This window comes from uncultured Corynebacterium sp., from assembly GCF_902782855.1.
In the GTDB taxonomy this organism is placed as follows: Bacteria; Actinomycetota; Actinomycetes; order Mycobacteriales; family Mycobacteriaceae; genus Corynebacterium.
In genome coordinates this window covers 1-20,359 of sequence record NZ_CACZOO010000325.1, presented here as the reverse complement: position 1 = coordinate 20,359, position 20,359 = coordinate 1, and the positions used below count along the sequence as shown (strand labels likewise).

Genomic DNA, 20,359 nt, shown 5'->3' with positions numbered 1-20,359 from the left:
CACCTGCATGTACCTGCGTTCTCTGCATCTCGGTGACTTCAGGTCCTGGGCTTCCCTCGACCTGGAACTCACCCCCGGCGTCACCGTCTTCGCCGGCCCCAACGGAAACGGGAAGACGAACATCGTCGAGGCGGTCGGATATCTCGCCCACCTCGCCTCCCACCGGGTCAGCGGGGACGCCGCGCTCGTCCGCGAGGGCTGTGACTCCGCCCGGGTCTCCGCGACAGCGGTCAACCACGGCCGTGAGCTGACCGCCCACCTGGTGATCAACTCCCGTGGCGCGAACCGGGCAGCCGTGAACCGGACCGCCCTACGCAGTCAGCGTGGTCTCGCGGGCATCGTGCGGACCACCATGTTCGCCCCGGAGGACCTGGCCCTCGTCCGCGGCGAGCCCGAGCAGCGCCGTCACTTCCTCGACCAGGTCGTTGCTGCCCGGTACCCGCGGCTGGCCGGGGTGCGCGCGGACTATGACAAGGTCCTCCGGCAGCGCAACGCCCTGCTGAAGTCCGCCCCGTCCCCGGACGCCGTCGCCGACTCCCTCGACGTGTGGGACGCGCAGCTCGCCCACCTCGGCGGAGAGATCATGTCGGCCCGGGTGCAGGTGGTCCACGACCTCGCACCGCATGTCGAGGAGTCCTACGCCCGGCTCGCCCCCGGCTCGCGACCTGCTCTGATCAGTTACACGTCCACGGTGGATGCCGAACTCGCCGGCGCCGGCGTCGACACCACAGGCACGTACCTGGTCGCACCGGACGTCGCGGAGGCCGTCCTGCTGTCCCGGCTGGCCGTACGACGGGACACCGAGATCGAGCGGGGGATCACACTCACCGGCCCGCACCGCGACGATCTGCAGCTCATTCTGGGTACACAGCCGGCCAAGGGCTTCGCCAGCCACGGCGAATCCTGGTCCTTCGCGCTGACGCTGCGCCTGGCGTCCCACCGGATGCAACGCGCCGACGGCACCGAGCCGGTGGTCATTCTCGATGACGTCTTCGCCGAGCTCGACCGGGCCCGTCGCAGTGCCCTCGTCGACCTGGCGGGTGAGGCTGAGCAGGTGCTCATCACCGCCGCCGTCGACGAGGACATCCCCGCCGACCTCCGCGAGATCGCCCGGGTCCATGCGGTGCGCGCCCGCGTCACGGACGGGGGACGCGTCTCTGAGCTGGACCCGGTGCCGGATCCGGTGCCGGGGCTGTCGCAGGGGCCGGAGTCCCGCGATGAGTGAGGAGCACCCGGCGCACGACCCCGTCGCCGCGCAGTGGGAGAAGCTGCGCCGACTGTCCGGACCGGCGAAGAAGACCGGCGACGACCTCTCACCGTCCCCGGTCCCGCCCCGGCAGCCGTTCAACCCGCGGCGCAGGGGGGCGAAGCCGAAGCGCATGAAGACGCGCTATGACGGGCGGATGGACCGCAGCTACCGCGACCCCGGCCGGTTCGGTGACCTGGTGCAGCGGGAGGTGCGGCGCAACGGGTGGAACCGTAACTTCGCCGTCGGCACGATCCGGGGGAACTGGGAAGGCATCGTCGGCGAGGACGTCGCCAGACACACGAGGGTCGTCATGTACAAGGAGAAGGAGCGGCAGCTCCACATCGAGTGCGACTCCACCGCCTGGGCGACGAACCTGCGTCTGATGCAGACACTCATCCTCCAGACCATCGCGAGGAAGGTCGGTGGCGACATCGTCGCCGAGCTGCGGATCTACGGCCCCCGTCCGCCCAGCTGGCGTAAGGGCCGCTACCACGTCAAGGGCCGTGGACCGCGGGACACCTACGGATAGCGGCGGCTTACGTCGGGGCGCCTGACCGGGTAGTATGAGGTGGTTGGACCCGTATCTATCAAGGAGTGGAAAAGGCTGTGGCTGAGGCTGAGATGAACGCTGGACCGGAATCCCACCACGGGTCCGAGGATTACGGTGCAGACCAGATCACCATCCTGGAGGGCCTCGAGGCGGTCCGTAAACGCCCCGGCATGTACATCGGTTCCACCAGCGAGCGTGGTCTCCACCACCTGATCTGGGAGGTCGTGGACAACTCGGTGGACGAGGCGATGGCCGGTTTCGCCGACCATGTCGAGGTCACCCTCAAGGACGACGGCTCCGTCGAGGTCTCCGACAACGGCCGTGGTATCCCGGTGGAGATGCACCCGACGGGGCGTCCGACCGTCCAGGTCGTCATGACCGAGCTCCACGCCGGCGGCAAGTTCGACTCCCAGGCCTACGCGGTCTCCGGTGGGCTGCACGGTGTCGGTATCTCCGTGGTCAACGCCCTGTCAACCAGGGTGGTGACCGAGATCAGACGTGACGGGTTCCTGTGGCGCCAGGTCTTCAACCGCTCCATCCCCGAGGAACTGGAGCAGGTCAAGAAGGCCCGTGGCACCGGCACCACCCAGCGGTTCTGGGCGGACCCGGAGATCTTCGAGACCACGACCTACAACTTCGACACGGTCTCCCGCCGTCTCCAGGAGATGGCCTTCCTCAACAAGGGCCTGACCATCACGCTCACCGATGAGCGTAGCCAGGTCATTGAGCAGGCCGAGGACCTGGCGGACGCCGCCGCCGACGAGGCTGCCGCCCCGAAGTCCGCCGACGAGGTCGCCGAGGAACGGAAGCAGGACGCGCCGAAGGTGCGGACCAGGGTCTTCCACTACCCGGACGGGCTCAAAGACTACGTCGACCATCTGAACAAGTCGAAGACGCCGGTCCACCCCAGCGTCATCGACCTGGAGGTCAAGGGTGACGACCACGAGGTCGAGATCGCCCTGCAGTGGAACTCCGGTTACTCCCAGTCGGTCCACACCTTCGCCAACACCATCAACACGGTAGAGGGTGGCACCCATGAGGAGGGCTTCCGCGCCGCGCTGACGTACCTCATGAACAAGTACGCCCGCGACCACAAGCTGCTCAAGGACAAGGAGCCCAACCTCACCGGTGACGACTGCCGTGAGGGGCTCGCCGCAGTGATCTCCGTGCGTGTCGGTGACCCGCAGTTCGAGGGCCAGACGAAGACCAAGCTCGGCAACTCCGAGATCAAGGGTTTCGTGCAGAAGGCCACCAACGAGCACGTCTCCGACTGGTTCGACGCCAACCCGGCCGAGGCGAAGGCCATCGTCAACAAGGCGGTATCCTCCTCCCAGGCGCGGGTGGCCGCGCGCAAGGCCCGTGACCTGGTGCGCCGCAAGTCCGCCACCGACCTCGGCGGCCTGCCCGGTAAGCTCGCCGACTGCCGTTCCAAGGATCCGGTGAAGTCCGAGATCTACATCGTGGAGGGTGACTCGGCCGGTGGATCAGCGAAGTCGGGCCGAGACTCGATGTTCCAGGCGATCCTCCCGTTGCGCGGCAAGATCCTCAACGTGGAGAAGGCCCGCCTCGACAAGGTGCTGAAGAACGCCGAGGTGCAGGCGATCATCACCGCTCTGGGCACCGGTATCCACGACGAGTTCGACATCACCAAGCTGCGGTACCACAAGATCGTCCTCATGGCGGACGCCGACGTCGACGGTCAGCACATCGCCACCCTGCTGCTCACCCTGCTCTACCGCTTCATGCGTCCGCTGATCGAGGAGGGCCACGTCTACCTCGCCATGCCGCCGATGTACAAGCTCAAGTGGGGAAAGGGGGAGCCCGGGTTCGCGTACTCCGACGCGGAGCGGGACGCCCTGCTCGCCGAGGGGCTGGCGAAGGGCCGCAAGATCAACAAGGACGACGGTATCCAGCGTTACAAGGGCCTCGGTGAGATGAACGCCAAGGAACTGTGGGAGACCACCATGGATCCGCAGGACCGCATCCTCAAGAAGGTCACTCTGGAGGACGCCGCGGACGCCGACGAGACCTTTGCCGTGCTCATGGGCGATGATGTCGTCGCCCGCCGCAGTTTCATCACCCGCAACGCGAAGGATGTCCGGTTCCTCGATGTCTAGTGTGTCCACGGCGAAATCCGACAGCATCCTGGTGGCCATGCCCGACGGGTCGGCCTCCCGCGTCCTGGTGTTCCGGGCGCAGGGCCCGGCGGACACTGACCGGCCGTTGATCATGATCTGGCCCGGGTTCGGTGTCGGCGCGCACTACTACCGGCCGGTCGCCGAGGAGCTCTCCCGTCGCGGTTTCCCGACCGCCGTCGGAGAACTGCGTGGTCAGGGTTCCAGCACCGCCGTGGCGTCCGCCTCCGACCGGTGGGGCTACCATGATCTGGCGTCGGAGGATTACCCGCGGACGATCCGTGCCGTGAAGGCCCGGCTCGACCTCGCGGCCGACCACCCGGTCGTCCTGCTCACCCACTCGATGGGCGGCCAGATCGGTGCTCTGCTGCTGGCACGCCCGGAGGCGCATGAGCTGGGGGTCACCGGGCTGATGGGGGTCGGCACCGGTTCGCCGTTCTCCCGTGCCTTCCCCAACCCGGAACGACGCCGCCTGCGTATCGGTGGCCTGGTCATGGGTGCTGTCGGACGGGTCCTCGGATTCTGGCCCGGCGGCCGGTTCGATCCCTCCGGGTACGGACGTCAGTCCGGTGTCCAGGTGCGCGAGTGGGCGCGGTTCGGACGCACCAACGCCCTGGACCGGTTGCGCGGGCGTGACCTGGACTACATGGCGGCACTGCAGGAGGTGCGTGTGCCGATCCTGTTCACCCGCTACAGCAATGATGATTTCTGCACCGTGGACTCCTGCCGTGCGTTGGCCAATCTCATGCCTAGGGCGTATCCGCGGGTCGAGGAGCTTCCCGGCACACTGGGGCACAACCGGTGGGCCAGGGAACCGGGTGACATCTCCGACCGCCTCGAGGCCTTCGTCGAGCGGATCGGCTGAGCGGATCGGCTGAGTGGAATCAGCCCAGTGGATCGGTCCACAGCCGGTGCAGGGCCGTCACCGCGGCGGCGCGTGACAGGATCCCGTCGCCGGCCCGCTGGATGCTCAGGCCGCGTCGGGGGGCACGGCGCTGGAGACTTCCTGCGATGATCTTCACGGCGTCCGGGTCAGCGGTGAATGCTTCGCCGGCGAAGACCACCGTCGCCGGATCGACGATCTCGACCGCCAGGGTGATGATGCGTCCGAGCAGTTCGGCCCGCTCATCGAGCAGGGCACGGGCCACCGGATTGGTGGACGCCAGCGCCACCAGTTCCGGGACGGAGGACACCCCCAGGCCTTTCCGCCGCGCGGCGTCGAGCACCGCGGTGGTTCCCAGCGGGTGTCCGGTGCCGCCCCGTGAACTCCGGAAGGAGCCGGATTCGGCGATCGAGGCGAAGGCGGTGGGGGAGGTCCCGGTGAACGGCTGGTGGACGGCGTCCCCGACGATCCAGGCGTGGGCCACGAGTTCCCGGGCGTAGACGTACAGCGTGGAGCGTCCACCGGGGATGACCTGGTAGGTGGATCCCAGTGGGGTGCTCGTCAGTTCGGCTCCGGCCATGGCACCGACACCGGTGGCCAGGGAGACCGGCAGACCGGTCCCGGTATCGCCGAGGACGTCGGCGACGTCGACATCGTTCCAGCCGTAGGCCTGTGAGGTGACGTGACCGGCGGCGTCCACCGGGGAGGAGAAAGCGACACCGAGACCCACCGGGTCCGGGAGGCCTCGACCGAGGGAGGTGAGTCCGTGGCTGACCGCTTCCAACGCCTCCTCGGGCGCGAGATCGGCGAGCGGGAGTTTCAGCGTGCGGGAACGCAGTGGCCGGCCGGCGCCGTCGACGGCGACGAGCTGGGTGCTGCGCAGTCCGACATGCGCGCCGAGAGCGGTGAGGTGACGCCCGGACGGCAGGAGTGTCGTCCCGGGGCGGCCGACGGTGGTTGACGAGGACTGTGTCGGGGAGGCCTGCTCCACGAGCCCCGCGTCGATGAGTGCGGCGACATGCCTCGTCACTGTGGGTTGTGAGAGGCCGAGGTCCTCGTGCAGACGGGCCCGGGTGATACCGGGGGCGGTGCGGATCTGGTGGAGGACCCGGGCCGGACCGTTGACCGGTGTGGCGAAGTGCGCGGTGGTCGTCCCGGTGGTGCCGGTGTCTCCGGTGGGGGGGTCTGCGACGGTGAGGGTCATGGAAGACACCTTAGGTCACGACGAATGAAAAGAACAGACTGCTCTGTCTGTTCGGTTCATGGCGAATGGAACAGTGGGGTCGTTGCAGACAGAGTGGTCTACTCGGTGGCTATGACTCTTCCCACACCTTCCGAGGTGACCCTCCACTGGTTCCTCCCCACCAACGGCGACTCCCGCGGGATCGTCGGCGGCGGGCACGGTGCCGACGCCCAGATCGGTGACCGTTTTCCCGACCTGCGGTATCTCACCCAGCTGGCCCGGGCCGCCGAGTACAACGGCTTCGAGTCCGTCCTCACCCCCACCGGTCGCTGGTGCCAGGATTCCTGGCTGGTCACCGCCGCACTGCTCGGTGCCACGGACCGCCTGAAGTTCCTCGTGGCCTTCCGTCCCGGTCTGGTGCCCGCTCCGCTGCTGGCGCAGCAGGCGCAGACCTACCAGGAGCTGTCCGGCGACCGTCTGCTGCTCAACGTGGTCGTCGGCGGGGAGGACGCTGAACAACGGGCCTACGGTGACTACTCCACCAAGGTGGAACGCTACGGCGCCGCCGATGAGGCCCTGGACCTGGCGCACCGGCTCTGGACCGGGCCGGAGCCGGTTGATGTCCACGGCAGGTATGTCACGGTGGAGGGGGCGTCTCTGGTCCGCCGGCCTGAGGTGGTGCCTCCGGTGTTCTTCGGCGGCTCATCGCCGGCCGGGATCGAGACCGCCGCGAAGCGGGCCGACGTCTACCTCACCTGGGGTGAGCATCCCGATGACGTCGCCTTGAAACTCGGGGCCGTCGCCGAGCGGGCCGCCGTCCACGGCAGGACGCTCGACTACGGCATCAGGCTCCATGTCATTTCCCGGGACACCGAGCAGGAGGCCTGGGCCGTCGCGCAGAAGCTCTACGATGCGATCGACCCGGCTGATGTCGCCCGGGCCCAGGCAGGGTTGAGGACCTCACAGTCGGAGGGGCAACGGCGGATGTCGGAGATCCACGGCCGCGGCTCGGGTTTCGTCTCCGGCGGTGACGCACGTGCCCTCGAGTTCGCCCCGGGACTGTGGTCCGGTATCGGTCTGCTCCGCGGTGGCGCGGGGACTGCCCTGGTCGGATCCCATGATCAGGTGGCCGCGGGCATCGATGCATTCCGGCAGTCGGGTATCCGTCACTTCATCCTTTCGGGATACCCGCATCTCGAGGAGAGCTTCCAGGTGGGGGAGGGGACCGTTCCGGCTCTTCACCGCCGAGGTGTCACTGTGACGAATCGACCGGCACCTGCGGGTACCGCTGAATCAGCGAGGACTTCAGCATGAGTACCACTGTCCGGGCCGAATCACCGGCGACGACGTCGGTCACCCCGGCCGCTCCCGCGAAGAGTGGGGGAGTGGGGCATGGTCGCCTGACTCGTCTCGGCCGCCATCTCGGCGTCCTCGCGGGAGTCCTCGCCGTCTGGTGGGCCGTCGCCCGCTGGGCCGGTCTGGACCCGGTTGTCTTGCCCGGTCCGGCAGAGGTGGCGGACAAGCTCGTGTCGACAAACCTCTGTGAGGCGGCCTCTGCCACGAGTCACCGGCGGGAGTGCGGCGTCCAGGGGTACTTCCTCTGGCAGCACCTGCTGGCGACCCTGGAACGCATCGCTGTCGGACTCGGTGCGGGAACCGTGGTCGGCATCCTCGTCGGCTGGGCCCTCGGCAGCAGTGCTGCGGTCCGGTCCGTTGTCGAGCCCTACCTCTCGTTCCTCCGGGCACTTCCACCCCTGGGCTACATCGGTCTGCTCATCGTCTGGTTCGGCATCGGTGACCAGTCGAAGGTCGTTCTGCTGTTCCTCGCATCATTCCCGACCGTCGCAGTGGCGACGCTCGCGGGCGTCACCGGGGTACGGCGGGACTGGGTCCTGGCGACGCAGTCTCTCGGGGCCAACCGGGTCCAGGTCTTCCGGACGGTCCTGCTCCCCGGTGCTCTGCCGGACATCATCAACGGCATCCGGCTGGCCTCCGGGCTCTGCTGGTCCGCCATCGTCGCAGCCGAGATGAATGACGGGATCCCGGGAATCGGCGGACTCGCCTACATCTCCGGAACTCAACTGGACACAGCTCTGGCGATCGCCTGCATCATCGTGATAGGTGTCGCTGCACTGCTCCTCGACCAGCTTCTGCTGTGGGTGGAGCGTACCTACGCACCCTGGAGGACCAAGCAGTGACCACCACGGATTCATCTTCCCGCTCCTCGCGCCGGTTTCACGTGAAACCACGGCACATCCTTCCCCTCGCCGGGGTGCTCTCCATCGTCGGTCTCGGCACCACGGCCTGTGTCGGTCCGCCGGCCAACGAGTGGGTCAACAGCTCCGAGGAGGCGGAGTGCCCGGTGACCCCTTCGGATGCCGACGGTCGGATCCGCATCGGCTATCTCGGTGGCCCGGCCGCCGACCTCTACACCCAGGACCAGCGTCTGGCTGAAGCCTGTCTGCCGAACGCGGAGGTCTCGTGGACCCGCTTCCCGACCGGACAGGACATCGTCCAGGGCTTCGCCGCCGGCTCAGTCGACATCGCGGCTCTCGGCTCGACGCCGACCACCAAGGCGCTGAGTGCACCGCTGAACCTCGACGTGTCAGTGGTCTCGGCGAACTCCGTCATCGGGGAGACTGAGGCTCTTGTCGCCAAGAACGCAGAGTCCGTCAAGGACCTCAAGGGCTCCAGGATCGCGGTGCCCTTCTCCTCGACGTCCCACTACAGTCTCCTCAATGCCCTCATCGACGCGGGCCTCGATCCGAAGCGGGACGTGGAGATCGTCAACATCTCCCCGGACAAGCTCCCGGCGGCGTGGAAGTCCGACCAGATCGACGCCGCCTACGTCTGGGACCCCACCCTGCAGCAGCTCAAGGACGGGACCGGTGGATCCAGGCCCGGGAAGGTCCTCACCGATTCGGCGAAGCAGGCGGAGGCGGGTCACGCGACCTACAACGTCGGCCTCGCGTCCAACCCCTGGATCGAGCAGCACGGAGAGATCCTCGACACCTTCCTCGCACTGGAGGCATGGGTCGTCGACCATTCTGACGAGGATCCGGACGAGTTCGGGAAGGTGAACGCCGCAGCGTCCGGTATGGACGAGAGTTCGGCCTCCCGGCAGATCTCCGGGCAGAGGTTCATCCACGGCGCCGAGGAGCAGCAGTACCTCGCCGAACTTGCGGAGGCGATCCAGGCGACGGCGGAGTTCCTCGTGGCCCAGGGTGAGATTCCCTCCGCCAAGACCAGGGAAGACTACTCTGCGGCCACCCGACCGGACCTCTGGAAGGACTACCAGTGATCACTATCGAGAACGTCAGTCAGGTCTACGAGACCGCCTCCGCCGGACGCGTCGAGGCGCTACGGGGAGTGGAACTGGAGATCCCCGAAGGCGAGATCGTGTGCCTCGTCGGTCCGTCCGGCTGCGGCAAGTCGACGCTGCTCCGTATCCTCGCCGGCTTCCTTGAGGCGTCCTCCGGTGTGGTCGAGGTCGACGGTGAGCCGGTGAAGGGCGCCGACCCGGACAGGGGAGTGGTATTCCAGCAACCCACGCTGCTGCCGTGGTACTCGGTGCGTGACAATGTGCGCCTCGCCCACCGGTACTCCGGGAAGGAGTCGCAGAAGCAGAGTGCGGATGAACTCATAGCGTTGGTCGGTCTGGGGGACGCCGCGGACCGACTGCCCCATGAGCTGTCGGGCGGCATGCAGCAGCGCACCCAGATTGCCCGGGTGCTCGCCGCCGGACCTCGGTACGTCTTCATGGACGAGCCCTTCGGCGCACTTGACCCGTTCACCCGGGAACAGCTTCAGGCGGAACTGCTGCGGGTGTGGGCTCGGTCCCGCCCGACGATCGTCTTCGTGACGCACAGTGTCGAGGAGGCTCTGCTCCTCGGCCATCGGGTTGTGGTGATGGCGGCGGGTCCGGGCCGTGTGATCGAGGCGGTCCGGGTCCCGGACGACCTCCGGCTCCGGGTGGGGGAGGGGGATGTTTCACGTGAAACACTGCAGTCGCGGTTGCGGGATCTCACGGCGGAGCCCGGATTTGTGGCCCTGCGGCACAAGGTGACGGAGGCGATCAATGCGGCCCATGCTGTGGGCTAGAACGGCACCTCCCCGTTGCGTGCGGCGGTGAGGTCCTCGCGGAGCTCACCGGCCTGCTCGAGTCGAAGCCGGTTGTGCTCGCGGAGCGTCGCCCGCCGCGGGTCCGCCCGGATCCGGAACACGGATCTCGCGTACTTCGCCAGAGCGCCGCTCGCTTCCGTCATGTGGAGGTGTCCGTCGTCGACACTGGTCCGCATTCTGGTGCCGTCCTCGGAGAGGGTGACGTCGAACCTCCCCATGGTCTTCATCAGGTGGTGCTGCAGGCACAGGAAGCGGCAGCTGCCGTTCCGCCCGTAGACGAAGGGGGCGATCGCCTCGGTCGGTCGATCATCTGTGGGGCGGGTGGTCGCGTACTCGCCCTCGTCGAGTGGGTGGCTGAGGGAGTCGCACTCGGCGATGGTCTTCTGCACTCTGTTGTGCAGTGCGCGCACCCCGGTACCGCCTGTCCTGTGCAGCGCGGGACAAGCGCCCAGAACATGTCCTTCTGTACGGCATCGAGGTGCCCGTCGGCCACACCCTCCAGTGCACGGGCCATCGCCAGGTGGTTCAGGTTGATACCACGGGCACGGGCCGTGAGAGGCGCTCCGGGGACTTCGACGGACCAGAGGGATGCGCCGGCACCTGGCCTGTACTCGGCGAACATCCTGCCGGGCAGTGCCACGCACTCGTAGCGGTGGTAGGTGGGCGGGAACAGGAGGTGGTGATGTCTGTGGTGCGGTCATGGCCTCAGGGACAGGGCACGGGCAGAAACAGGGACAGGGGTAGGGGGCAGTAGGCAGTAGGCAGCAGGCAGGGGGCCGACGGACGCGGGGATCCGCTGCCGACGATTGACGGAACAGCTGTTTGTCCGTGGCAGACTGTCAAGGTGGCTTCCGAGGTGATGTCCGGCGACCGAAAGGGGCGGACGGACGCCCAGGGTGCGATCACAGACCAAGCTGTCTAGGTTATTTTCACGGTGTCACCTGCAGATATGGAGAAAGTAGACAGATCGGTACTTGCGTTCTGTCAGACCGAGTGGTCTACTTGACGTCATGACCACAGCACTGACGGCGGCCGCAGCCGCCACCAACACGGGAAACGTCGCCGACCAGGCTCGACTTCCGCTGGCCGTTCTGGCCGCGAAGGTCAGCGGTCGGATGATGTGTGTGGTCATCGACTCGTTCTTCGACGAGAGCCTGGCCCCCGGACTCGTCTCAGTGCGTGTGCCCACCGATGACCCGGCCTGGCAGGAGCTCCGCACCGCGCCGACCCTCGGCATCTCGGTGCTCAACCCCCTCCAGACCCTCGCCGCCGGGCGCTTCACCCGTGACCGGCTGCCCGCGTCCCTCCGCGCGGACCGGAGCGGGGCAGGGGTTGTCGACGGTGCCGCCGTCCACCTCACCACCCGGCTCTACCAGGAGTTCGACGCAGGCAGTCACACGGTCGCCCTGCTCCACGTCAGTGGACGGACGACCGGCGAGATCTCGGACGCCCAGCGCCCGTACCTCTACCTCGCGGCCTGAGGCCCGTCGCCGCCGCTATCCCGCCGCCGCGGCGGCCTCCGCAGCCTCGATCTCTTCGTTGAACTCACGCTTGCCCGCCTGCCACTCGTCCTCGACCATCCCGAGACGCCAGTAGCCGGAGACCGAGACATCGGCTTTCTCCAGGCCGGAGTCGATGAACAGATGCCGCCGCATGTCCCGGATCATCTCCGCGACACCGTGGACGAACCACGACGCACGCCCCTCGCCGGCCACACCGGACGCCACGACGGCGCGCACCAGCTCGGTCCCGTGCACCGCACCGTTGCGCGGCACCCGGTGCACGGTCACCTCGGCGTCCGAGGACGGTACCTCCAGCGCGTGGTCGGCGTCCGCCTCCTCGAGGAAGACCTCCGCGGACGTCCCGGCGGGCAGCGCCTCGACCGCGGCGAGGATCGCAGGGGCCGCAGCCTCGTCGCCGACGAAAACGAACCGGTCATAGTCGGGGGAGGGACGCCAGGCCCCGCCCGGACCGGCGAAACCGATCTTCCCGCCCGGCTGCACGACCGCGGCCCACGGTCCCGCGAGACCCGTGTCACCGTGGACCACGAAGTCGATGTCGACGGTGTTCGCGTCCGTGTCCCAGGAGCGCAGCGTGTAGGTGCGCATCACCGGCCACTCCTCGCGGGGGTGGTCGTCGCGCAGTGTCGTGGGGTCCAGGTCGGCGTCCTCCCAGGACCAGGACGCCCCGGCCGGCGGGAAGAGCAGCTTGACGTAGTGGTCGGTGTACTCCAGGCCCATGTCCGCCACCGGCACCGACGGAGTGAGGGTGAGGCGGACCATCCCGCCGGGGATGACGCGGGTCGCGGTGACGGTGGCGGTCTTCGGGACCGGGGGTCGGCGGCGTGCGGGACGCCCGGTGCCAGGTGAGGTTTCGCTCATACAGGCCAGGGTAACCGGGATGTCCCGACAGTGGCGGCCTCTGCCGGAAAATATATCCCCTGACGTGCTAGAATGGCCAGGTCATATCTAGTCAGCCAGAAGGGATCGCACTACGTGAGCGACGACACCAACGGCGGCGGCGAGACGCTGTTCGACCGCATCACCCCCATCGACCTCACCGAGGAGATGCGGAACAGCTACATCGACTACGCCATGAGCGTGATCGTGGGTCGCGCCCTCCCCGAGGTCCGCGACGGCATGAAACCGGTTCACCGGCGCGTCATCTACGCGATGTACGACAACGGTTTCCGCCACGACCGCGGCTACGTGAAGTCCGCGCGCCCGGTCGCCGAGACCATGGGCCACTATCATCCGCACGGTGACACGGCCATCTACGACACCCTGTGCCGTATGGCCCAGCCCTGGTCGATGCGTTACCCGCTCGTCGACGGCCAGGGGAACTTCGGTTCCCGCGGCAACGACGGCCCCGCCGCCATGCGTTACACCGAGTGCCGGCTCACCCCGCTGGCACTCGAGATGGTCCGTGACATCCGCGAGAACACCGTCGACTTCTCCCCGAACTACGACGGCAAGTCCCAGGAGCCCGACGTTCTCCCGTCGCGTGTCCCGAACCTGTTGATGAACGGGTCCAGCGGCATCGCCGTCGGCATGGCGACAAACATCCCGCCGCACAACCTCAACGAGCTGGCAGAGGCCATTTTCTGGCTGCTCGACAACCCCGAGGCGGACGAGCAGACCGCCCTGGAGGCCTGCATGGAGCGGGTCAAGGGCCCGGACTTCCCGACCGCGGGCCTCATCGTCGGTGACCAGGGGATCAAGGACGCCTACACCACCGGTCGTGGCTCGATCCGCATGCGCGGAAAGTCGACGATCGAGGAGGAGGGCAACCGGCAGATCATCGTCATCACCGAGCTGCCCTACATGGTCAACCCGGACAACCTGGTCAGTTCCATCGCCGAGCAGGTCCGTGACGGCAAGATCGCCGGCATCTCCAAGATCGACGACGAATCCTCCGACCGCGTCGGCATGCGCATCGTCGTCACCCTCAAGCGGGACGCCGTGCCGCGCGTCGTACTGAACAACCTCTACAAGCATTCGCAGCTACAGACCAGCTTCGGCGCGAACATGCTCTCCATCGTCGACTCGGTGCCCCGCACCCTGCGTCTGGACCAGATGCTCCGCCTCTACGTGAAGCACCAGATCGAGGTCATCGTGCGGCGGACCCAGTTCCGCCTCGACGAAGCCGAGAAGCGTGCCCACATCCTGCGCGGACTGGTCAAGGCACTCGACGCCCTCGACGAGGTCATCGCCCTCATCCGCCGGTCCGCGACCGTCGACATCGCCCGTGAGGGTCTCAAGGACCTCCTCGACATCGACGACATCCAGGCGGACGCGATCCTCGCGATGCAGCTGCGCCGCCTGGCAGCCCTGGAACGCCAGAAGATCATCGACGAACTCGCCGAGATCGAGGAGACCATCGCGGATCTCAAGGCAATCCTGGCGTCCCCCGAGCGGCAGCGCACCATCGTCCACGACGAACTCGCCGAGATCGTCGAGAAGTTCGGCGACGAGCGCCGCACCGAGATCATCGGCGCCACCGGCGACGTGTCCGAGGAGGACCTCATCGCCCGGGAGAACGTGGTCGTCACGATCACCTCCACCGGCTACGCCAAGCGCACGAAGGTCGACAGCTACCGGTCACAGCGTCGCGGCGGCAAGGGTGTGCGCGGTGCAGAGCTGAAGCAGGACGACATCGTCCGTCACTTCTTCGTCTGCTCGACCCACGACATCATCATGTTCCTCACCAACTACGGGCGCGTGTACCGGCTCAAGGCCTACGAACTGCCCGAGGCGTCCCGCACCGCCCGTGGCCAGCACGTCGCCAACCTGCTGGAGTTCCAGCCCGGCGAACAGATCGCGGAGATCATCCAGATCCAGTCCTTCGAGGACGCCCCCTACCTGGTGCTGGCGACCCAGCAGGGACGCGTCAAGAAGTCCCGGCTCACCGACTACGACACCGCCCGGTCCGGTGGCCTCATCGCCATCAACCTCAACGAGGGCGACAAGCTCATCGGTGCCCAGCTGTGCACCGCCGACGATGACCTGCTCCTCGTGTCCGAGGAGGGGCAGGCGCTGCGCTTCACCGCCGACGATGACACGCTCCGCCCGATGGGCCGCGCGACCGCCGGTGTGAAGGGCATGCGCTTCAGGGGAGAGGACCAGCTGCTGGCTCTCACCGTGGTCCACGAGGACTCCTGCCTGCTCGTCGCCACCTCCGGTGGCTACGGCAAGCGCACCCCGATGGAGGAGTACCCGGTCAAGGGCCGCGGCACCATGGGCGTGGTCACCTTCAAGTACGACGCCAAGCGCGGCAAGCTCATCGGTGCGGTGACCGTCACCGAGGATGACGAGATCTTTGCCGTCACCAGCGTCGGCGGGATCATCCGCACCGAGGTCAACCAGATCCGCAAGACCTCGCGGGCGACGATGGGGGTCCGGCTGGTCGACCTGGCCAAGGGCGTGGAACTGCTCGCCATCGACCGCAATGTCGAGGACGAGGGTGAGGAATCCGCCCAGCAGGTCGCCGAGCACGAGGACCAGTAGGGGACGCGATGGGAGAGGACGCCGTGACCGATGATGTGACCGTGACCGACGGGACTGTGACTGATGAGACCGTGACCGACGGGACCGTGACTGATGAGACCGTGACCGACGGGGACGGCCCCACACTGGTCCGGACCACGCTCACCTCGGTCGACCCCCGTAGCGCCGCCAGGTTCGGTGCCGCCGTGGGGGCGTGCCTCTTCGTCGCATGGATGGTCGCGGCGGCGTTGGTCTACATCCTCCTCGGCGCCACCGGGGTGTGGAGCCGGGTCAACGGCCTCGCCGCGGACCTGCTCGGCGCCGACGGGGTCAGCGCGGCCATGTACTTCGGGATCGCCGCGCTGGTGGGTGTTGTGGAGGTCATTGTCGCGGCCCTGCTCATCCCGCTCGGGGCGGTGCTCTACAACGCCGTGACCGGCTACGTGGGCGGCCTGCGGGTCACTCTCGGCGCCGGTGCGGTAGTGGAGGACGCGATCCCCCGTGGTGACGCTGCGGCAGCCGGCTGGGGCGGCGGTGCACACCGGGCGCCGTAGTACGGCGGAACCGCCCGAGAACGCGCCTCTACCTGTCGGTTTGCGAGTTTCGGGAGGATGTCGGTATAGTTTCCATTCGTTCGAGGGCCTATAGCTCAGGTGGTTAGAGCGCGTCACTGATAATGACGAGGTCGCAGGTTCAAATCCTGCTAGGCCCACCAACGGACTTTTGGGGCTGTAGCTCAATTGGTAGAGCATCTGCTTTGCAAGCAGAAGGTCAGGGGTTCGATTCCCCTCAGCTCCACAAGTGAAGCACCAGGTCAGAGGGCACTTCCCGGAAACGGGGAGTGCCCTTCTGCCATTCCCGGTGAGCACTCAGTGAGCACGGGTGGTGGCTGGGGCACTCCGTCACCTTTTCCGACGGTAATACACCTGGCGACGGACGGTGGCGACCGTGTCCCTGGATTCGTCGGTGACGTCGACCTCGAACCAGTGGAGGTACCTGGAGCCGTCGGCGGTCTTCTCCCGGATGAGGTCGTAGGTCGCGTCGTCGATCCGCATGTCTGCCGTGAGGGTGCCGCGTCCGGGCTTGACGAAGTCGACCTCCGCCCTGACGTCCCACACGTTGTAGGAGCGTCCGAGGCGCGTCATCGAGGCGAGCATGTAGAACGGGTCGGTCATCGTCATGATCGTCCCACCGAAGGCGGTCCCGACCGCGTTCCTGGTGATCCTGTTCGGCCGGTGGGTGACGAGGACCCGAGAGCCGTCGTCGGCGAACTCCCGGATCCTGACGCCGGCACCCAGCAGGGGCGGCCAGAACGGCATGAAGAGCCTGAGTTGTCGGGCAGTGTAGGCCATCGTCGTGCCTCCTGGTGATCTGGGCCACTGTAGCGGCCACTCTAGGTCACCGGTCGGGTGGCCGCCGGGGGTTTCGGGAATGCCCCGGAATCAGAAAACCCCACGGCCGGTGACCGTGGGGTTGGCTGGGAGGGGACGGAACTACGCGTGGCCCGCGAAGGCGCCGAGGATGGCGTGGCCTTCGTCGGTCATGTGCAGTGGCAGGTTGCGGCGCGCGGAGGTGGTGTCGATGATGCCGGTGATGTACCGGTTGTTCGAGCACATCTCGTGGCCGTTACTGGGCTCCTTGAGCGAGACGAAGCGTCCGCCTCCTTCGGCGGCACCGTTCTGGCCGGCGCGTTCGAGTGCCCACTCGATGTCGGAGATGTTGATACCGAAGGTCGGCACCTGGACACCGGGGATGAGGTTGATGGCGCAGACCTCACCGGCGGCGTTGGTGATGTGCGGCATGCCGAGAACCTTGACGTCGGCGGCGCCGGCCTCCTTGGCGGCGCGCACGGCGTCCGTGATGGAGTTCTTGAGGTTGTTCTCGATCTCCGGGACCGGCATGTGGTCGTTGAGCACGTAGGGGTACGTGTCATTGCTGCCGGCGAGCAGGTAGACGACCGCGCCGGCGACATCGCCGTTGGCGGCGGCCTGCTTCACCTGGTCGATGACGTGGGCGCCACCGGTGCGGTAGGACGCGCCGGCGCAGGTGTAGTTCTGCACGTTCTGGCTGGTGGCGCCGGCGATGGCGTCCCGGAAGCGGTTGTCGGTGCCGCAGCCGGTGCGTGAGAGCACCGGGTCTGGCAGGGGGACGCCTTTACCCGCAAGGAAGTTGTAGAGGTCGGGGTTGGCGACGAGGGAGTCGCCGGCCAGGATTGCGCGACCGCCGTCGGCCTCGGCAACCGGGGCGCCGTTGCCTGAGACGGCGACCGCACCGGCGGTGACACCCGCCACGGCGAGTGCCGCGGTAGCGGTGACGGCGATGCGGTTGCGCAGCCGGTGGCCGGGGGTCATGGTGTGGCGTGTGCTCATGGAGTCGAGCGTCCTCTCGTAGTCTCTGTCGTAGTCTCTGTCGTCGGCGGAAGGTCACGGGGGCACCGACGGCGCGCGGATTCACAGGGCTCCAACGCACGATTCATCAGGAACGTTACACATTCGTGACAAATAGTGCGACTGTCTGATTCACAGTAGCCCCTTGCGTCACAGCAGAACCAACTGTCGGGGAAACTACCGGGCTGCAATTCTCCCGATGGTCTCCAGAGCCTCATCCGTGGCGTGCAGCGGGAGGTTGTGGACGTCCGCCGTCGTGTCGATGAGTCCGACCAGCCACCGGTGCCGGGAACACATCGGGGTGTCCTTCGAGGGGCCCTTCAGATCGACGAACGTCGCCCCGGAGAGTGCCGCACCGTCAGCGAAACCGCGTTCCAGCGACGCCCCGATGTCCGGCACCGGGGGAAGTCCGACCCCGGGCACCACGGGGTGGGCGGACCGGGGGTCACGTTGATGACACAGATCTCACCGCAGTCGTCGGCGATACGGGGGTAGCCGAACACCTTGACCCTCGCATCCGGTGCAGCGGCCCGGATCCACGCGACAGTGTCCGCCGGCGAGTTCCGGATGCCGCCTCGGCCACGTCGGGCGCAACGACGGCCCACAGCAGCGGGTAGGTGGCGTTCGCGCCGGCCAACAGCGCGACCTCGCGGGTCCGGGGGGAGAGGTCACCGGCGGACACCGCGTCCGCCAACCGGTTGTCCGTGGCACATCCCGCCGGCGCAAGGGCCAGTGTGGCGAGGGGCAGTGTGGCGAGGGGCAGGGTGGGTGAAGGCGTCCGGGCGACACCGTATAGTAACGTTTGCTACCCGAAGGACGCTGTAAGTAGTACGGGGACAATGCGAACCCCGTAATAGTGAGGATCGTCACGGTGTCGTAGGCACCCGTGTCCGATCACCCCGACCGGAAGGCTCCAACCCCGTGATCAACCTGTTCGACAGTTCTGAACGCCAACAGTTCCTCCATGATGCCCGCGGCCTGCTGCGCGGCGGCAGGGCGGTGCTGGGAACCGGACTGCTCAAGGGTGGGACACCGTCCGAGCATCTCGCCTCGGTGAGGAATCTCGCCCGGTACGGCGCGTCGATGACCGGTCTGCTCGAGGCCGGCGCCGCCCGGTACCCCGAACGCGTCGCACTCGTCGACGATGAGGGGGAGCTCACCTACCGTGAACTGCGTACCCGGGCCCGCCTGACCGCGCACGTGCTGGCCAGCCGTGGGATCACCGAGAAGAGCCGGGTGGGTATCCTCGCCCGCAACGGTCGGGGGTTCATGATCCCGCTGTCCGCCAAGGGCTACCTCGGGTTCACCGTCTTCCTGCTCAACGTCGGAGCCAGTAAGCAGCAGCTCCACGACATCGCTGTCGAGCACGAGCTCGACGTGATCTTCGCGGACTCCGAGTTCGACGCGAATCTCCCCACCGACGTCGAGGGTCTCACTCTCATCCACGCCTGGGCAGGTCCGGGGCACCGTACCGACATCGACTTCCCGACCATCCAGGACTTCTGGGCGGCCCCCGGGCCCGAGGACGATTCGCTGCCGAAGAAGGTGCATCAGGGGGGCGTCGTGCTCATGTCCTCCGGTACCTCGGGGACGCCGAAGGCGGTCAACCACTCCGAGCCGATGCTGCCGTTCGGTGTCATCGGGCCGCCGCTCGAACAGTTCGACGTCAGGGCCGGCTGTACCCTGCAGATGACCGCGAGCATGTTCCACGTGCTCGGCTGGGGCGTGTCCGTCATCGCCCTGCTCGCCGGCTGCCGGATCGTCACCCAGCGTGTCTTCGACCCGGAGAATGTTCTGCGTCAGGTCGACGAGTACAAGTGCGACGGCATCATCAGCTCCGCTGTCTTCCTCAAGGACCAGCTCGCTGTAGATCTCGCCAACCCCGGCAAGTACGACCACTCCTCGGTGAAGTTCATCATGAACGCGGGTAACGCCATGAGCGAGGATCTGGTTCTCGGTCTGGAGGAGCAGTACGGGTACATCCTCGGTTCCGGCTACGGCTCCACCGAGGGGTTGCTCGTCGCCTTCGCCGGTCCGGAGGATCTCAAGGCTGACCCGACCACTGCGGGCTACCCTGTGTGGAACGGTCGCCTGGAGGTGCTCGGCGAGGACGGGACGCCGGTTGCACCGGGTGAAGTGGGAATCATCCACGCCCGCAACGTCATGTCGATGGAGGGCTACCTGGGTGACCGTGACATCGCCGAGGAGACCGACGGGATGCTCAACCTGGGCGACAAGGGTGTCATCGACCCGGCGTCCGGCAGACTGCGCGTCCTCGGTCGTGACAATGACATGATCATCGTCGGTGGCGAGAACATCTGGCCGAGCTCGGTCTCCGACCTCATCTGCCGGATGCCCGGCGTGGAGGACGCCTACTGCGTCGGTGTGGAGGACGAGAAGACCTTCCAGCGGGTCAAGGCCTACGTGGTCGTCGACGGCTCGGCCGAGGTCAGCGGGGACGACGTGCGCGCGCATGTCGAAGGCAACCTCATTGTCTCTGCGGTCCCGCGTGACGTTGTTCTCCGGACCGAGGCACTGCCGCGCAACGCCATCGGCAAGGTCGTCAAGCGCGAGCTCGTCGGCTAGGACAAGGCCGGCGCCCCTCGGATCCATCTCCCCGGATCCCGGCCCCGGCCCGCTTCATGTGAAACGTTTCACGTGAAACCGGTGTTTGACTCACTCTGAAACGATCATTGTGGGCAAAAACAGACAGCATGGTCTACTCCTTGCCATGACTTTCCGATCACCGAGGACGAAAATCTTCACCGGAGCCGTGGCGGCGTTCCTCTCGCTCACGCTCCTGGCGTCATGCGCATCGGCCGTGGGGGAGCGCCGCGCCGCCGCCGGCGGGGAGCAGGTCGACGG

18 protein-coding genes and 2 tRNA genes are annotated in these 20,359 nt (G+C 67.2%); 14 read left to right on the top strand and 6 right to left on the bottom strand.

Annotation, left to right across the window (positions count from 1 at the left end):
- The first annotated feature begins 7 nt into the window (after positions 1–7).
- The 4 genes from recF (at position 8) to QZV72_RS13160 (ending at position 4,799) form a co-directional block, all read left to right on the top strand.
- A complete protein-coding gene (gene recF, locus QZV72_RS13175; protein ID WP_297009040.1) occupies positions 8–1,225 on the top strand; it encodes a DNA replication/repair protein RecF in 1,218 nt (405 codons plus the stop codon).
- A complete protein-coding gene (locus tag QZV72_RS13170) occupies positions 1,218–1,778 on the top strand; it encodes a DciA family protein (protein ID WP_297009037.1) in 561 nt (186 codons plus the stop codon). Before recF ends, QZV72_RS13170 begins: the two co-directional genes overlap by 8 nt.
- 92 nt (positions 1,779–1,870) lie before the next feature.
- Entirely contained in the window at positions 1,871–3,916 is a 2,046-nt protein-coding gene (gene gyrB, locus QZV72_RS13165) for a DNA topoisomerase (ATP-hydrolyzing) subunit B (protein ID WP_297009066.1), read from the top strand.
- Positions 3,909–4,799 (top strand): alpha/beta fold hydrolase, encoded by an 891-nt coding sequence (locus QZV72_RS13160; RefSeq protein ID WP_297009035.1) that lies wholly within the window; start codon positions 3,909–3,911, stop codon positions 4,797–4,799. Before gyrB ends, QZV72_RS13160 begins: the two co-directional genes overlap by 8 nt.
- Positions 4,800–4,818: 19 nt before the next feature.
- Here QZV72_RS13160 and QZV72_RS13155 read toward each other — a convergent pair whose 3' ends face one another.
- Positions 4,819–6,021: an ROK family transcriptional regulator gene (locus QZV72_RS13155; protein ID WP_297009033.1), complete on the bottom strand. Its 1,203-nt coding sequence runs from the start codon at positions 6,019–6,021 to the stop codon at positions 4,819–4,821.
- A 111-nt stretch (positions 6,022–6,132) separates the two neighbouring features.
- Between QZV72_RS13155 and QZV72_RS13150 the strand changes: the two genes are divergently transcribed.
- From QZV72_RS13150 to QZV72_RS13135, 4 genes are read left to right on the top strand one after another with little or no spacing between them, the layout of a single operon-like run.
- Positions 6,133–7,314, top strand: a complete 1,182-nt coding sequence (locus tag QZV72_RS13150) for an LLM class flavin-dependent oxidoreductase (protein WP_297009031.1) — start codon at positions 6,133–6,135, stop codon at positions 7,312–7,314.
- On the top strand, positions 7,311–8,198 hold the full coding sequence (locus tag QZV72_RS13145; RefSeq protein ID WP_297009030.1) for an ABC transporter permease: 888 nt from the start codon (positions 7,311–7,313) through the stop codon (positions 8,196–8,198). Before QZV72_RS13150 ends, QZV72_RS13145 begins: the two co-directional genes overlap by 4 nt.
- Positions 8,195–9,301: an ABC transporter substrate-binding protein gene (locus QZV72_RS13140; RefSeq protein WP_297009029.1), complete on the top strand. Its 1,107-nt coding sequence runs from the start codon at positions 8,195–8,197 to the stop codon at positions 9,299–9,301. Before QZV72_RS13145 ends, QZV72_RS13140 begins: the two co-directional genes overlap by 4 nt.
- Positions 9,298–10,101, top strand: a complete 804-nt coding sequence (locus tag QZV72_RS13135) for an ABC transporter ATP-binding protein (protein WP_297009028.1) — start codon at positions 9,298–9,300, stop codon at positions 10,099–10,101. The genes QZV72_RS13140 and QZV72_RS13135 overlap by 4 nt, the downstream gene beginning before the upstream one ends.
- On the opposite strand, the gene QZV72_RS13130 is transcribed toward QZV72_RS13135, so the two are convergent.
- Positions 10,098–10,532, bottom strand: coding sequence for a hypothetical protein (locus QZV72_RS13130; RefSeq protein WP_297009027.1), 435 nt, complete (start codon positions 10,530–10,532; stop codon positions 10,098–10,100). The two genes, QZV72_RS13135 and QZV72_RS13130, sit on opposite strands and share 4 nt — an antisense overlap.
- 600 nt (positions 10,533–11,132) lie before the next feature.
- On the opposite strand from QZV72_RS13130, the gene QZV72_RS13125 reads away from it, so the two are divergent.
- Positions 11,133–11,603, top strand: coding sequence for a flavin reductase family protein (locus QZV72_RS13125; RefSeq protein ID WP_297009026.1), 471 nt, complete (start codon positions 11,133–11,135; stop codon positions 11,601–11,603).
- A gap of 15 nt (positions 11,604–11,618) precedes the next feature.
- Here the strand turns inward: QZV72_RS13125 and QZV72_RS13120 are convergent, their stop codons facing one another.
- Positions 11,619–12,503 carry a siderophore-interacting protein gene (locus QZV72_RS13120; protein WP_297009025.1) on the bottom strand — a complete coding sequence of 295 codons (885 nt, stop codon included), beginning with the start codon at positions 12,501–12,503 and terminating at the stop codon, positions 11,619–11,621.
- A gap of 114 nt (positions 12,504–12,617) precedes the next feature.
- On the opposite strand from QZV72_RS13120, the gene gyrA reads away from it, so the two are divergent.
- From gyrA to QZV72_RS13100, 4 genes are all read left to right on the top strand, one after another.
- A complete protein-coding gene (gyrA, locus tag QZV72_RS13115) occupies positions 12,618–15,128 on the top strand; it encodes a DNA gyrase subunit A (protein ID WP_297009024.1) in 2,511 nt (836 codons plus the stop codon).
- Between the two features lie 23 nt (positions 15,129–15,151).
- Complete coding sequence (locus QZV72_RS13110; RefSeq protein ID WP_297009023.1) at positions 15,152–15,661, top strand: DUF3566 domain-containing protein; 510 nt, start codon at positions 15,152–15,154, stop codon at positions 15,659–15,661.
- Positions 15,662–15,745: 84 nt separating this feature from the next.
- Positions 15,746–15,822 (top strand) — tRNA-Ile (locus QZV72_RS13105).
- 10 nt (positions 15,823–15,832) lie between these two features.
- Positions 15,833–15,905, top strand: a tRNA-Ala gene (locus QZV72_RS13100).
- A gap of 104 nt (positions 15,906–16,009) precedes the next feature.
- On the opposite strand, the gene QZV72_RS13095 is transcribed toward QZV72_RS13100, so the two are convergent.
- The 3 genes from QZV72_RS13095 to QZV72_RS13085 all read right to left on the bottom strand — a co-directional run bounded on the left by QZV72_RS13095 (position 16,010) and on the right by QZV72_RS13085 (position 17,893).
- A complete protein-coding gene (locus QZV72_RS13095) occupies positions 16,010–16,459 on the bottom strand; it encodes a DUF4442 domain-containing protein (RefSeq protein WP_297009022.1) in 450 nt (149 codons plus the stop codon).
- A 141-nt stretch (positions 16,460–16,600) separates the two neighbouring features.
- Entirely contained in the window at positions 16,601–17,476 is an 876-nt protein-coding gene (locus QZV72_RS13090) for an esterase (RefSeq protein ID WP_297009021.1), read from the bottom strand.
- 195 nt (positions 17,477–17,671) lie between these two features.
- Positions 17,672–17,893, bottom strand: coding sequence for a hypothetical protein (locus tag QZV72_RS13085; protein WP_297009020.1), 222 nt, complete (start codon positions 17,891–17,893; stop codon positions 17,672–17,674).
- A gap of 522 nt (positions 17,894–18,415) precedes the next feature.
- On the opposite strand from QZV72_RS13085, the gene QZV72_RS13080 reads away from it, so the two are divergent.
- Positions 18,416–20,080, top strand: coding sequence for an AMP-binding protein (locus tag QZV72_RS13080; protein WP_297009019.1), 1,665 nt, complete (start codon positions 18,416–18,418; stop codon positions 20,078–20,080).
- Positions 20,081–20,359 lie beyond the last annotated feature (279 nt).

Bases quoted from the DNA above. Each gene is read 5' to 3' on its own strand.
- QZV72_RS13155 (WP_297009033.1), bottom strand. From the start codon at position 6,021: ATGACCCTCACCGTCGCAGACCCCCCCACCGGAGACACCGGCACCACC.
- QZV72_RS13170 (WP_297009037.1), top strand. From the start codon at position 1,218: ATGAGTGAGGAGCACCCGGCGCACGACCCCGTCGCCGCGCAGTGGGAG.
- QZV72_RS13145 (WP_297009030.1), top strand. From the start codon at position 7,311: ATGAGTACCACTGTCCGGGCCGAATCACCGGCGACGACGTCGGTCACC.
- QZV72_RS13120 (WP_297009025.1), bottom strand. From the start codon at position 12,503: ATGAGCGAAACCTCACCTGGCACCGGGCGTCCCGCACGCCGCCGACCC.
- gyrB (WP_297009066.1), top strand. From the start codon at position 1,871: ATGAACGCTGGACCGGAATCCCACCACGGGTCCGAGGATTACGGTGCA.
- QZV72_RS13095 (WP_297009022.1), bottom strand. From the start codon at position 16,459: ATGGCCTACACTGCCCGACAACTCAGGCTCTTCATGCCGTTCTGGCCG.
- QZV72_RS13090 (WP_297009021.1), bottom strand. From the start codon at position 17,476: ATGAGCACACGCCACACCATGACCCCCGGCCACCGGCTGCGCAACCGC.
- QZV72_RS13160 (WP_297009035.1), top strand. From the start codon at position 3,909: ATGTCTAGTGTGTCCACGGCGAAATCCGACAGCATCCTGGTGGCCATG.
- QZV72_RS13150 (WP_297009031.1), top strand. From the start codon at position 6,133: ATGACTCTTCCCACACCTTCCGAGGTGACCCTCCACTGGTTCCTCCCC.
- QZV72_RS13125 (WP_297009026.1), top strand. From the start codon at position 11,133: ATGACCACAGCACTGACGGCGGCCGCAGCCGCCACCAACACGGGAAAC.
- recF (WP_297009040.1), top strand. From the start codon at position 8: ATGTACCTGCGTTCTCTGCATCTCGGTGACTTCAGGTCCTGGGCTTCC.